Source organism: Microcoleus sp. K5-D4, assembly GCF_036704575.1.
Lineage (GTDB): Bacteria > Cyanobacteriota > Cyanobacteriia > Cyanobacteriales > Microcoleaceae > Microcoleus.
The window spans coordinates 1-13,897 of record NZ_JAUBSD010000071.1; the positions used below are offsets into that span (position 1 = coordinate 1).

At 45.0% G+C, this 13,897-nt stretch carries 12 protein-coding genes and 1 pseudogene; 4 read left to right on the forward strand and 9 right to left on the reverse strand.

The features are described from left to right. Positions 1-78 precede the first annotated feature (78 nt). A pseudogene (locus QUA77_RS20345) lies at positions 79-345 on the forward strand (Uma2 family endonuclease); the annotation flags it as partial. Positions 346-404: 59 nt separating this feature from the next. On the opposite strand, the gene QUA77_RS20350 reads toward QUA77_RS20345, so the two are convergent. The 5 genes from QUA77_RS20350 to QUA77_RS20370 form a co-directional block, all read right to left on the reverse strand. Continuing rightward, positions 405-2,294, reverse strand: a complete 1,890-nt coding sequence (locus QUA77_RS20350) for a hypothetical protein (RefSeq protein WP_333452108.1) — start codon at positions 2,292-2,294, stop codon at positions 405-407. A 159-nt stretch (positions 2,295-2,453) separates the two neighbouring features. Continuing rightward, the gene (locus QUA77_RS20355; protein WP_333452110.1) at positions 2,454-3,176 is read right to left on the reverse strand and encodes a nitroreductase family protein; all 723 of its coding nucleotides are present in this window, start codon (positions 3,174-3,176) and stop codon (positions 2,454-2,456) included. A 114-nt stretch (positions 3,177-3,290) separates the two neighbouring features. Next, positions 3,291-4,274 carry a GntR family transcriptional regulator gene (locus QUA77_RS20360; protein WP_333144854.1) on the reverse strand — a complete coding sequence of 328 codons (984 nt, stop codon included), beginning with the start codon at positions 4,272-4,274 and terminating at the stop codon, positions 3,291-3,293. Between the two features lie 209 nt (positions 4,275-4,483). After that, on the reverse strand, positions 4,484-6,169 hold the full coding sequence (locus QUA77_RS20365; protein ID WP_333452112.1) for an adenylate/guanylate cyclase domain-containing protein: 1,686 nt from the start codon (positions 6,167-6,169) through the stop codon (positions 4,484-4,486). A gap of 61 nt (positions 6,170-6,230) precedes the next feature. Next, on the reverse strand, positions 6,231-7,619 hold the full coding sequence (locus QUA77_RS20370) for an aminopeptidase P family protein (RefSeq protein WP_333452114.1): 1,389 nt from the start codon (positions 7,617-7,619) through the stop codon (positions 6,231-6,233). Between the two features lie 394 nt (positions 7,620-8,013). Here QUA77_RS20370 and QUA77_RS20375 point away from each other — a divergent pair, with 394 nt between their 5' ends. Next, complete coding sequence (locus tag QUA77_RS20375; protein ID WP_333452116.1) at positions 8,014-8,457, forward strand: DUF4332 domain-containing protein; 444 nt, start codon at positions 8,014-8,016, stop codon at positions 8,455-8,457. A gap of 64 nt (positions 8,458-8,521) precedes the next feature. Further along, positions 8,522-8,881 carry a Spx/MgsR family RNA polymerase-binding regulatory protein gene (locus QUA77_RS20380; RefSeq protein ID WP_333452118.1) on the forward strand — a complete coding sequence of 120 codons (360 nt, stop codon included), beginning with the start codon at positions 8,522-8,524 and terminating at the stop codon, positions 8,879-8,881. Positions 8,882-8,883: 2 nt separating this feature from the next. Here the strand turns inward: QUA77_RS20380 and QUA77_RS20385 are convergent, their stop codons facing one another. The 4 genes from QUA77_RS20385 to QUA77_RS20400 all read right to left on the reverse strand — a co-directional run bounded on the left by QUA77_RS20385 (position 8,884) and on the right by QUA77_RS20400 (position 13,383). After that, the gene (locus QUA77_RS20385) at positions 8,884-9,312 is read right to left on the reverse strand and encodes a GNAT family N-acetyltransferase (protein WP_333452120.1); all 429 of its coding nucleotides are present in this window, start codon (positions 9,310-9,312) and stop codon (positions 8,884-8,886) included. After that, on the reverse strand, positions 9,293-10,912 hold the full coding sequence (locus QUA77_RS20390; protein ID WP_333041058.1) for a cyclic peptide export ABC transporter: 1,620 nt from the start codon (positions 10,910-10,912) through the stop codon (positions 9,293-9,295). The genes QUA77_RS20385 and QUA77_RS20390 overlap by 20 nt, the downstream gene beginning before the upstream one ends. A 152-nt stretch (positions 10,913-11,064) precedes the next feature. Next, positions 11,065-11,658: a Uma2 family endonuclease gene (locus QUA77_RS20395; protein ID WP_333452123.1), complete on the reverse strand. Its 594-nt coding sequence runs from the start codon at positions 11,656-11,658 to the stop codon at positions 11,065-11,067. A gap of 153 nt (positions 11,659-11,811) precedes the next feature. After that, a complete protein-coding gene (locus tag QUA77_RS20400; protein ID WP_333452146.1) occupies positions 11,812-13,383 on the reverse strand; it encodes an NAD(P)H-quinone oxidoreductase subunit N in 1,572 nt (523 codons plus the stop codon). A gap of 305 nt (positions 13,384-13,688) precedes the next feature. Here QUA77_RS20400 and QUA77_RS20405 point away from each other — a divergent pair, with 305 nt between their 5' ends. Further along, positions 13,689-13,838: a hypothetical protein gene (locus QUA77_RS20405; protein ID WP_333452124.1), complete on the forward strand. Its 150-nt coding sequence runs from the start codon at positions 13,689-13,691 to the stop codon at positions 13,836-13,838. Positions 13,839-13,897: the final 59 nt, after the last annotated feature.

Genomic DNA, 13,897 nt, shown 5'->3' on the forward strand with positions numbered 1-13,897 from the left:
ATTAGCTATAACCTGCAATCTGCTCCACTTCAGCCAAACCCTTCATTATAGCATAAAATTATTTTGCAAGAGGTCTACTACATCAGGAAGGTCGGCGAATACGAACTAATCGGGATTCCTGAATACTGGATTGTAGATTATCTCGGTTTGGGGGGTCGCAGGTTTATTGGCAATCCCAAGCAACCAACGATATCGGTTTATCAGTTGGTTGACGGCGAGTATGAGGTGAGTTTGTTTCGGGGAAATGATAGGATTGAGTCGCCAACTTTTCCAGAGTTAAATTTGACGGCGCAACAAGTTTTTCAAGCGGGATTGACTGCGGATGAAATTGCTGGCGATGCGTGAGTGTAAATATTGCGATCGTTCTGACAAATTTTTCGCCCTCACGCACCCTACAAATACAACTATTTCGGTTCGTGGCTCCCAATCCGCTTGCCTTCGCCATCGTACACCTGCATCGGGATTTTGGCGTTTTCGGCGATCGCCTCCAAAGCTTTTTGCAACGTTTGAACGTGCTTTTCTACAGCTTGGCGAGACTTCACAGCATTGTTGTTGTTTGCTTGAATGAAAGTTTGTTGCAGTTTCTGCACGTAATTAGGAGTCATCTGTACCGCAATCAAATCTTTGCTAACAGTATAGTCGCAAATCTTGGGGTTGCCTTTACAAGTTCTATCTAAATCAGTGCGGGCTTTTTGTAGGTTCCTTTCTTCCTGTAACCTTACTTCTGCTTGCTGCAATGAAGTTTTGTAGGAAGCGATCAGCGGTTGGGCTTTCTGAGAATAGGCAGTTGCCGCTGGCACTTGCTCCGCGTAACTCAAAGCTCTTCGCCAGGATTCTGATGCTTTAAACCAGGCGTTTTTCCCCTCAAAAATTCGAGCTTCCGCTGCTAACGTCACAGCTTGAGTATACGCATTTTCCGAAATTCCTTCGACATTTTTGCGCTCGCGAGCTTCTGAAAGTTTTGTTTCGTATTTAGGAACTAACAGTTTAGCTTGTTGGTAAGATGTCGTGCTCGTGGGAATTTCTGATAGGATGTCGAGGGATTCTTCCCAACCTGATTGCACTTGATCCCAAGTCTCGGCTGTCTGAGCTACTGCTTCGCGAGCTTCTGCTATTTGGGCTCTACTTTTGGCCGCGAGCAGCGTTTTTTCGGCTTTTTTCTCTGTGCTTAACTGGCGATTTCCAGTTGCTAAATTCTTCCCGTATTCTTTTGTCTTTCTCTGAGCAAACGGATAAACTGGGCTGTCTGTGGGGATTTCTCCGAGTTCGGCGATCGCACTTTGCCACAGAGCTTGCGCTTCCTGTCCGTTTTCGGCAGAATAAGGCGGATTTTGGGTTTTCTGGGCTGCTGACTGTGCGAGGCGCGCTGCATCGATCGCAGAGTTTAAATTCTGATTTTGCGAACGGTAGCTTTCCAGGGCGCTTTGAGCTTCACCGCGATGAATTGACCAGGAGGGAATCGGTTCTAAAAGGGCGATCGCCTGTTTTAACTGTCGCTGCGCTTCTTGGGGGCTGTTGGCAACTTTTGACGTTTTCAGCGTCTTCGTCGAATTATCGCTCAACTGTTTGGCATTAGCTAATGCTGTACATTCTCCGATGACACAGGGGCGGCTCAGCATATAATAACCGCCTGCCAAAATTAGCGCCGCCATGCTGACCATTCCTGCAGCAGCCAGCATCGCAAACGGTGAATGCTTGGGTTTTTGGGCAACTGCTACCGCTTCCATATCCAGCGGATTGAAGGGATTGTCTGCAATATCTGTCGGTATGGCAGCTACTTTAAAGGCGATCGGATCGGAATTGCTGGAACTCTCAGACAAATTGGGGAAATATTCTTCAGCCCACGCATCTTTCCCATCCGTTTCTAACGGTATCTCCTCCTCTACATCCGCCGTCTGAGCAACATTTTCTGTTAAGACTATCCCTGTTTCTTCTGCGGGGGTATTCTCGGTTTTTTTGAACAACTGCACTGTTTTTGGTCTTGACAAAACAGGGTTGTGCATGGTAAAAGAATGGAAAGCATAAGGCTGTTTTTGCCCGGTAATTTTTAGGCAAAGTCCAATCTGTTGAATAGATTCTGGTTCTATTTCGAGAATTGCTGCTTCTAGCACCGCAAAAGTCGGTTTGGCTTTGAGAACTAAACTGCGCGGGTGTTCTCCCACAACCGTTAAAGATTCATCTCGAAAATCACAACTAATATAAAGCGGTAAGTTTTTAAATCCGGCTGCTTGCAAGTGTTGCTGCAATTTTACTTCGAGAATTTGTGCGTTGCTTTGTCGCGTTGCTGCTGTCATATTTTTTCCTCTCTCTGATATCACCACTTTCGATTTTAGATTTGGGATTTTTGATTTTAGATTGCCGAACTGTCGGGATTTTTGATTTGTTTGAACTAGGGCACCGATTCATTCCAAATCTTAATTCTTAAAATTCAAGTTGCAACAAAATCTTAACTCTCAAATCTCAGCTTGCAAAGCCTGTCCATAACTTTCGCTGTAATAAACTTGAGTCACGTCAAAACGTCCGCCATATTGTTTGAAAGGTTCTGCTGCATAACCAAGCGGCAGCAAACAGCAAACATCTACTTCTTCGGGAATTTGAAAAACTTCTTTCACCTTAGCGCTGACAAAACCTTCCATCGGACAACTGTCTACCCCAAAACTTTTAGCTGCAATCATTAAGTGGGCTACTGCGAGCATTGTATGTCTGTTTGTCCAAGCTTCTAGGGAGTCGAAGCAGGGACGGTTCTCGAACAATTGCGGGATTGCTTGTCGCATATAACCGGCTAAATTGTCATTCATTGCCCCTGTGGCTTTGCCCAATTCGATGACAGCTTCGGTGTTTTCGGGCCTGGCGGCGCGTCGATCGCCACAACAGATTAATACTACTGGGGCTTCTACCACTTGGCGCTGATCAAAGGCGCAAGCTTTTAATTTTTCTTTGCTGGCTGAGTCTTGAAGTACGATAAACCGCCAAGGCTGCAAGTTGTAACCAGAGGGCGATCGCACTCCCAACCGCAAAATCTCTGCCAATATTGCTGGGGGAATCGGATCGGGTTTGAAGCTGCGCGCGGCCCGGCGGCTTTCGATCGCCGTTTTAACATTAATTGAAGGTTGGATTTCAATTGTCATGGATAATTCTAATGGGTAATTGGTAATCGGTAATTGGGCATTGGGCATTGGGATTGGGGCATTGGGCATTGGGATTGGTAACTTAAAAAAGTTGAATTGTTTTTTTGCCTTCTTCCTTCTTCCTTCTTCCCTCTGCCTTCTGCCTTCTGCCTTCTTCCTTCGTCATCCCAAGCCCAACTCGCGCTTGAGCAAATTAATCGACTTAGAGCCGATGTAATTTTCGGAGCATATCAGTTGCGGGGGACGAATAATATCTTCTCTAGCCGCATTGATTGCAGCTTTAACTGTAGCAAAACTCGGTTGGTCGCAAAAAATTGTTCTGGCCGATCGCACGATCGAGTTAATCTTGTACTCGTCTGACACCAAGGCCGTCATCACCAGCAAATCCTCTCCCCGGATGCTGTGGATGATGACTTCGGTCGATCGCAGCATTCCCGGACTCAGGCTAACGAGACCCAAATAACTGTCTTTCGGCAAACCCCCGACTAGCTGGATTTCCTGGCTGTAGTCGTAAATGTCTACGGGAATAACTCGCACCGAACGCGGTGCCGAAATCGATTCTGCTTCTCCGATAAAATACCGGCTCGTGATCACAGTTCCCGAAGAGATTTGATCCAAAAAAGTACCTAGCTGTTCCATCGGCACTAACTGTATGGGAATGCGAAGAGCTTGTTCGAGTTCTTTCGCCATCAGTTCACCCACGCCGATGTCTTCTGTGGGGGCTGTGACGACCACTCGGGCGCTGCACCTGAGCCGCCAGTCAATTTCGGCCAAAAATAATTCCCTCGCTTGGTTGAGCGTACAGCCCTGTCCCAGCAGTTGATCGATACTGCCTTGCACTATTTTGTTGGCAAGGGGATATTCTTCGAGGATCGGAGATTTGAGTTTGTTGCCGCCTTCGTTGCCTAGGGCGCGGACGTAAATGCCCGATCCTGCTTGGGCTTCTACGAGTCCGGTATTTTCGAGCTGGCGGTATACTTTGCTGATGGTGTTGCGGTGCAAACCCGTCTGCATGGCTAGCTGTCTGGTGCTGGGCAAGCGGTGTCCGGGCGGAAATTGTCGCGAGGCGATCGCAAACCTGATTTGATTGAATAGTTGGGTGGATGCTGGAATATCGCTATCTGTTTGAATATGAAATTGAACCATTATTAAAGGCTCCGACGACTTCAACTTAGTATTTTTATAACGTCGAGTACCGCGCCTAGGATTGCTCCGATATCTCTGTCTATAGCATAATCTTATTTGGTTGATCTGCAGCAGCCGTTCTGCCACAGGGCGATCGCGCCTTCGAGGCGATTAATCGCAGCCTCCGGAGTTTCCCTCAACAATCAGGTACTTTCAAGTCTTAGTTTTATTTACTCTGAGATTTTGAGCTCGCTTGCTGTTTTTCTACCAGTCAGCAAATAAGTCCGCATTTCCCCTTTACCTTTAATCTCGATCTCGCCACGATCTTCAAATTCATATTTATCGTGGAGCAACTCATAAGTATAGTGGCTGACTTGAATGCGACCTGTTATGCCGTGAGATTCCATGCGGCTGGCTGTATTCACGGCATTTCCCCACAAATCGTAAATGAATTTTTTAGTCCCGATTACCCCCGCTACCACCGGGCCGCTATTAATCCCGATGCGAAGGTCAAATTTCGCATCTAGCTTCACATTTAATTCCTTAATTGCTGCTAGCATATCCAGCGCCATTTCGGCGATCGCCTCTGCGTGGTCTGGACGTTCAATGGGAATACCGGCTGCTACCATGTAAGCATCCCCGATCGTCTTGATTTTTTCTAAGCCGTGCTTCTCACTCAGTTGGTCAAAAGCTGAGAAAATTTCATTCAGTAAGTATACTAATTTAGTGGCGGACATGGTAGTAGAAATTTGGGTAAAATTCACCAAGTCAGCAAAAAGAATTGTTGCTTTTTCAAACTTGTCAGCAATCACCCCCGGTTTATGCTTCAACCTGTGGGCGATAGGTTCTGGCAAAATATTTAGCAGTAAACTTTCAGTTTTTTTCTGTTCTTTCCTGAGTGCAGATTCCATCTGCCTGCGCTTGGTTATGTCGTGAAAAAACACAGAAATGCCGTCGTGAGAAGGAAAAACCCGGACTTCCAACCACACTTTTAAGGGGCGATAATATTTTTCAAAAGCCACTCCAATTTGTTTAGCTACAGCTTCATGATACTCTTTATAAAAATCCGAATTTGCGAACTCGGGAAACTCTTCCCAAAAATTTTTACCATAAAGTTCTTCCTGCGATCGCTTCAAAAATTGTGATCCTTTGTAATTGACGTAAGTAAATCGCCACTGGGTGTCGAAAGCAAAAAAAGCATCGCTCATTCCTTCTAAAAAATTGACAATTTGCTCGTCGGTAGAACGGAGTTTTTCTTCTACTTGTTTGTTCCTGATCTGTGCGCGCTTTAATTTAGTCAGATTGATTCGCAACTCCATGTGGTTGATAATTTGCCGTCCTAAAGTCCGTAGCGCTTCTAGCTGTTGTGGGCTGAGATTACGAGGGATTGTATCTATCGCGCACAAAGTGCCGATCGGATAACCGTCAGGAGTTACTAGCGGCGCGCCAGCATAAAACCGAATATTTGGATTGGAAGTTACTAGCGGATTGGCGGCAAAGCGATCGTCATCTAAAGCATTGGGTACAACTAGCAATTGGTTGGGATTTAAAATAGCGTGGGCGCAAAAAGCTGACTCTCTCGGAGTTTCGGGTGCTTCCAGACCGACTTTTGATTTAAACCACTGTCTGTTAGAATCTATTAAGCTTACTAAAGCAATAGGAGTGCCGCAAATATAAGATGCTAAAGCTGTTAGATCATCAAAAGCTGCTTCTGCCTCTGTATCTAGAATGTCGTAGCGATGAAGTGCTTCTAGCCTCTGTTCTTCGTTGCTGGGCAAAGGTGCAGCTTGCATCGGCGGCCGCGAGGATATAGGTTTACGAACACTGCGTGGAAGTATTAGTGCTGGGAGTTTTCTGACTTGCGAGAACACTTTTTTAACTAATATCAAAAGACTTTTTTGCCAACCTTTTTTCATCTTTATTTATTTTTTTTCACCCCTGATGGAACTGCGTATGTGCGATCGAGCTAGGCTCTACTTACGTATTTACCGCAACTAACTCCTCAATCTCCGGAGCTTTTGTGGGCAATTTGCCTGTCAATACTTCTCTACCCTCATCGATGACAAGTATATCATCTTCTATGCGTATCCCCCGCACATCGGCAAATTTTTCCAACTCCTCCCACTTAACAAAATCTTCATATTTGGCGCGGTTTTCTGGGTTATTTAAGATGGCCGGCACTTGATAAAATCCCGGTTCGATCGATACCAGCATTCCGGGACGCAAAACTCGATTCAAGCGCAAAAATCCCAACCCAAACCGACTGCTTCTCGTTCTTCCTTCTTGATAGCCAGCTAAATCTCCTAAATCTTCCATATCGTGAACATCCAAACCGATTAAATGTCCGATTCCGTGGACAAAAAATAGCGCGTGAGCATCCATTTCTACCAAATCTTCAACATTGCCCCGCAAAATACCTAAATCAACCAATCCTTCCGCCATAATTCGAGCAGCTAATAGATGAATGTCTTGATATTCCACGCCCGGACTAATGTAATCAATACAAGCATCGTGCGCTGCTAAAACTACATCATAAATCGCTCTTTGAGTCGGAGAAAACTTGCCAGAAACTGGCCAAGTGCGCGTCACATCAGCCGCCCATCCCGTTGATGTTTCCGCACCGACATCTGCTAACAACAAATCTCCGGTTTGTAGGGAATTGTGATAATGTTCGCTGTGCAGCACTTCTCCATGCACAGTCACGATACTAGGATAGGCATAGGTCATATTTTTGGAGATGATGATACTTTCCATTGCAGCGCGCACCCCTGCTTCAATTTGAGCATTTCGAGTTGCCGCCATTCCCGCTTTGTGAGCTTCTACCGTGACAGCCGCAGCTTGACGCAATTCGGCCAAACTGGCTGCATCGTGGCTCAGGCGCAGAGATACGATCGCCTGAGTTAATTCTAGGTCGATTCCGGTTGGCGAGTTGGGCGGTGCCAGAGGGCGATCGAGAATTTGAGACTGTTGCAACTGAGTCCAAGAATCCTGAACGGCGATCGTTGCTGCATTGATCGATCGTGCTTTCAATTCGGCCATTGGGAAAGCACCATCAGCCCCAATTAGTTCGGCAATTTCTGCTCTTTTCGGCATTTCTCCGTGCCAAAGCGTGCTGCTAGCAGGTGCGTCATCTAAGAACAATTCTAATTTCCCCGATTCTAAGCGAATGGCAGCATTTTCTAAGGGCAAACCAGCAAAATATAGAAAGTGACTGCTGGCACGAAAGGGATAAGTAAGTGCCGGATAATTGCGAGGAACGCTGCGCCCCGACCATAAAATCACCGGAAAACTAATTAAACGAGCCAGTTTTTGCCGCCGTTGGTGTAGAGTATTAGTTAACAAATCATCACCTTGTGTAATTTTCATGGGTAAAAACCTATAATTTTGAGTTGGGTTTGCAGTCAGCCACAAGTTTTTGCATTCTCAGCATTAAAGCACTAAAATTCTGACTGCCAATGGCAGCCATTTTGGCTAAAATTATCATCAGGAACTTCTTTTGTGCTAGCATTTATAGGCTGTATTTTTTATAGTCTTTGTCGTCATCGCGGGGATGATTTGGTTAAGCAGGAATCCTGATCCACAGGCAGGAAAAACAGGCTGAAAGTGCTACTTTGCAGGCAATTAGCAGAAAGGTCACAACACCCGCAATTAGTCAAATTCCTTAGTCTGGTTTTTGTTGATTGGGTGACGTGAGCGATCGCCTATATTGACGGTTTGATCTTTTAGACTTTAAAGTATAAGTAAAATTAACTGAAAAAACATGAAAGTTTCTCATAAAACTCCTCAAACTTCTGTGGAAGTGTGCGATTGGCCGATCGCACACTTACCGGGATTGAGCAAGGAAAACCAATCTCAACTAGAAGAGTGCAGCATCACCACAACCGGGCAACTAATTCGCATGACGAAAACGCCAGCGGCGAAAGTGTTGCTAGCCAATCAATTACAGATTAACATTCAATATGTTAATAAATGGGTAGCGATGGCAAATTTGGCTCGAATTCCAAGTGTAGGGTGTCAGTATTGCGGGCTGTTACTTCACGCCGGCGTTGCTTCTCCGGCTCAATTGGCTCAAATGCCCGTGGAGAGATTGCACCAACAAGTTTTAAGGCTGCACGTAGCAACAATGCAGCGCAATGACTTGACTCCTTCAGTCGATCGCGTGCAAAAATGGGTTCAACAAGCTAGATTAGTCAGTAGTCATTAGTCAGTTGTCAGTTGTTAGTTGTTATTAGCAAACAGTAAACAGTCAACAGTCAACCATCATTATTATGTCAATTCAAGTTTACGGAATCCCGAACTGCGGAACCTGCAAAAAAGCTTTCCAGTGGCTCAAAGATAGCGAGGTTAATTACGAGTTCATTAACACCAAAGAACAGCCGCCGACTCGCGAAACAATTCAAAGCTGGGTAGCTGCTTTGGGTTTTCAACCCATGCGAAATACATCCGGTCAATCTTACCGCGCTTTGGACGATGACAAGAAAAATTGGACTAGCGAAGAGTGGGTAGATGCTTTTGCTAAGGATGCGATGCTGCTCAAGCGTCCTCTTTTCGTTAAAGATGGAACCGCTGTTTTAGTAGGTTTCAAAGAAGACGTAATTCGAGAAAAATTGGGGCTTTTACAGGGCTGAGTTTAGCCTGTTGTGCGCCGCAAAAACTTTAGTTCGCCCACATCATCCGAGAAACCCCAACGCTCGTAAAACGGCATCATGTTCGGCAAACAATTAAGATAAAAATGCTCGACAGCTTGCAGTTTGGGATGAGTTAAAACTGCATCCATCAACTTCGCACCCATTCCCATCTTTCTGTGGCTCGGCTTGATAATCACATCAAAAATCATGGCTCTGTATACGAAATCGGTAATGACGCGGGTAATGCCAATTAGTCGATCGCTCTCATCGACAAAACCAATGATAACATCAGTTGCCGCCAGCATTTTCACAACATCTTCCCGCGTCCGCTTGTCGCTCCAAAACTCGTTTTTGTACAAATCCATCAAGTCGGAAACCTGGCTTTCGGTCAAAGTTTCGACAATTCGGTACTTATCCATTTGATCTGTCATACTCTACTTTACCGTAATCTAGTTTAATTGCGCGATCGGCTAAATCAAAATAGCGGTCATCGTGACTAATCACAAACACCGTTTTCCCCCGCCGCTTCAACTCCGGTAGCAACTGCTTGTAAAAAATATCGCGGAAAAACGGGTCTTGATCCGAAGCCCATTCATCAAACAAATAAATGGGTCTATCTTCCAAATACGCAGTCAGCAAAGCCAGCCGCTTTCGCTGTCCCTGAGACAAAGCCGTAGTTGACAAAACTCCGTCTTTCACCTGAACTTTATTCTCCAAATGAAACTCTCGCAAATATTCAGCCGCCTGCTTGTCCAAATCGTGATTAGTCATCCCCAAAAGCCTTTCAAACAGATAGAAATCCGAGAAAATCGCAGAAAAATTCTGCCTGTACCACTCTCGATTTTCATCAGTAATTGGCTGGCCATCTAAGATAATTTTTCCCGATTCAGGAATGTACAAACCAGTGATTAGCTTAGCGAGAGTTGACTTACCGCTGCCGTTACCGCCAATTATAAACACTAATTGACCCGGATGAAACTTCAAATTAAGCTCGCCCAAAATAAAATTGCTGTCTTCTTTTTCTCCCGGATAGCTGTGAATTACTCGATTTAACTCCAGCGTCTCCCACTCAGCAGTTGGAAACGGTTTAACCGTTGAATTTATCTCAGCTTGACTCGCCAAAGCCAATCCCATTCTCTCTATCTTCTCCACCGAAGTATTAGCACGAAAAATTGCCGGCAACCTTTGCAAAATATTCTGAAATGGAGACATCAAATAGGTACTTGTCAGAATATAAGCTGACAAAACAGGTGTAGAAACTGGCACAAATTTCGGCAAAGCAAACAGCAGCAAACCCATCAGCATAAAAAACAGCAACTGACCGACTCCAATCGCAACTGCGCCAGTATTCAAAGCAGTCACGTTATAATCGCGGGAAGCATCAGCACTCACCTGCAATTGTTCCGTAAAAAACTCTTGGCGGCGCAACGAATGCAGTTTAAGTTCCTTAATCCCATCAGTAATACTGCGAAAATGCTTAAATAATGTATCTTGTTCTTCTCTGGCTAAATCGAAGAATTTCCGCATTTTGCTGAGCAACAACTGCACCGTGCCAATCATCAGCACCAAAAAACAAAAGACAACAACAAAAACCGTACCCGAAATCGTGCTTAAATAAGTTAAGCAGCCCACGACAACGGCGAGATCAACACAAAGAAAAGGAATCAAAAATATAGTATTAGAAAGCGTTCCCACATCATCAGTCAGAGTTGCCAGCAAGCGGTTAGCGCCCAACTCTTCCAAATTCCGCAAAGGAGTAGACAAAATGCCACGGCTCAAACTCAGACGCAAATTATAAACAGCTTCTTGAGAGAGATAAATTAATAAAAATTGGGATACAAAGCCACTCAAAAGAGCCAAGATTGCTAATCCCGCAAAATACCAGACTAAATTACCATTGGAATTGTCGCTAATTGCCCGATTAATTAGGGAAATTAACATAGCGCTGCAACCGCCGCTGATTAAGCCTGTGAGTATGGCGATGGAAACATTTAACCAAGAAGCTTTTAATAGTAACCAAATTACATTCATCTACTTTTACTCTTAATTTAAATTTGGAAACTCACGTGCAAACCAACGAAATCCCCGACTTCTTGGTAACAATCTCGATTACTACTGAATAAATTTGATTCAGCAGTCGAGTCTCTTGATATTCGCATCCCCCAATAGCATTAATTTTCTTCTTATACTTCTGTTTCCTGGGTTTCCAATACAACCAGCTCATAAATATCGAGCATCGACATTTTCACTTCCACTGAAGCGAAGGAAACTATTGCTGATTCTCCCTCATATTCCCGAAACAACCATTCATTTGATTCGGTTTTAATATATTGTGCGACTAAAAACTCAGATTGATTGACTAACACATATTCACTGAATTCAGGGATCGATCGATAAAACCGAAACTTATCCTCCCGATCGAAATCCTTGGTAGACTTAGAAAACACTTCCACAATCAGCACAGGATTGAGTATTTCATCTTTCCGTCCCTCTGTGCAAACTAATTCTCCTTCAACTACCATCACATCTGGATAAGTCCCGCGTCGATACCGAGGAATCCACAACCGCAAATCGCTCATAAATGGTCTGGCATTCTTTCCCCGCAAAGCAGATTTTAAGAACGCATAAATATTAGCGATTATCTGGCTGTGATTAATACTACCACCAGTTATTTTTACAATTTTTCCATCGCGGTATTCATTTCTAAACTCAGCAGTTTCCTCTAACTCCCGGTACTCATCTGGAGTATAAAACTTTTCCTTACTTTGTACTAACATTATTGCCTCTGTACTAACTTTTATCTGCGTTAATCTGCGTTAATCTGCCTACATCTGCGGTTAAAAATCATAATTAACAGTATATCACAACAAAAAAGAAACGCCCAACTTCAAAGAGTCAGGCGTTTTCCACTATTTCAAAACCAGGAAAAATTAATCCCGGCGAGACACCAAATTCGATTCAATTTTCGCAGCCGCAACAGGTTGCACATGACTCAATGCCGACTGCAAGATGGGAGTTTTGGTAATAGCATCATTAGCCAAATTAAACAAAGGGTTCGACAAAATTCCCGCCAATGTTGTCGCAACCAAGGTGAGTACAACGCTGACTTGCAAAGGCCGCATTCCCTGAAGGTTCCAACGAACTTCGGGATAATTTTTTACCGCGTCTGACATTTCTTGAGGTTCTTTTACTACCATCATCTTGACAACGCGGATGTAGTAGTAAATCGAAACTACGCTGGTAATTAATCCCAGAATAACTAAGCCGTAAAGTCCTGCTTGCCAGCCGGCCCAGAACAGATAGATTTTGCCGAAAAATCCAGCCAGGGGCGGAATTCCACCGAGAGAAAGCAGGCAAATACTTAAGGCTAAAGTTAACAGCGGGTCTTTTTGGTACAAACCCGAGTATTCGCTAATTTGGTCGGTTCCTGTCCGCAGCGAGAACAGGATGATGCAGGCGAAAGCACCCAAGTTCATAAACAGGTAAACCAACATATAAAATATCATGCTGGAGTAACCGGCTTCTGTTCCTGCAATCAAACCCAGCATTACAAAACCGGCTTGGGCGATCGACGAATAAGCCAAAAGCCGCTTCATGCTAGTCTGGGCGAGGGCAACCACATTTCCCAACACCATGCTGAGAATGGCTAAGGCCGTGAATACGAAGTGCCACTGTTCGGTAAGTGCGGGGAAAGCACTTGTTAACAAGCGGATTGCTAGGGCAAAACCGGCTGCTTTGGAACCGACAGAAAGGAAGGCAACAACCGGTGTAGGAGAACCTTCGTAAACGTCAGGAGTCCATTGGTGGAAGGGAACCGCAGAGATTTTGAAGGCAATGCCGGCGATCGCAAAAACCAAAGCAATCACCAAACCGAGAGATTGACCTTCATCCACAGTAGAAAGGTTAGCCGCGATCGTACTCAGCTTAGTTTCGCCGCCAGACAACCCGTACAACAGCGAAAGCCCGTAGAGAAACACCGCCGAAGAAGACGACCCAATTAACAAATATTTCAAAGCAGCTTCATTGGAACGCGGGTCGCGTTTTGTGTAACCCGTCAGCAAATAAGACGAGATACTCAGAGTTTCCAACGAAATAAAAATCATCACCAATTCATCAGCGCCGCTGAGGAACATTCCCCCCAAAGTAGCGGTCAGCAAAATGCCGATAAATTCCGCTAAAGCAGTACCCGTTTGCAGTACATAGCGGACGGATATCAAAATAGTGACAGCCGTACTCAAAGCGATAATTCCGCGAAACACTAAACTCAAGGCATCGCTGTTAAAACCGCCCAGAAACGAGATGGTATCCGTGTTATCCCACTGCAAACACAAGGCAGCGACGGCGGCCAACAAACCCGCAACGGCAACGTAGGGAGTCCAACCCGAGGAACTGCGGCCTACGATTAAATCGCCGACGAGAACCACCAAGAGGGTGATGATGACAATTCCCTCTGGCAAGATAGTTCCAGCATTTAGCTGGGCAGCAAGAGTAGCAAAATCCATATTTTCAGGCAGGTTGGGTAGTACAAGCCGCAAAGGCTGTAATGGGCTGTGAACTTGTAAAAATTCTTTACCAAACACAGATTGTAGCGGATTACAGCTTCGCGATCCCAGTTGGGCGGGTGTTTGTTGCCGGAGAGTTGATACTCAGTAGCGGTTTTGCATACATTTGCGGGCATTGTAGAGATTGCCGGCTGATGTCACCTGCGACGAGAGTCGCGATCGACCATAACTGTCACAATGTAGAAAGTTAAACCAGTAATTCGGCATGACTGACTCGTTAAGTGCCTACAAACGGCAGATTCTCAATGACTTCAACAACCGCCCGACTACGAGAAGGAATTTCACAAACAGGCTGCAACTCGGTTAGTAGAATTGGCAAAAGTGCGATCGGGCAAGCTTGTTCTAGATATCGCCACCGGAACAGGTTTAGCGGCGATTGCGGACGATGCACTTAGGTCGATCGGACTCAAGAAAATATAAATCGCCTTTTCTACACCAGGAATGCTTTAGATAG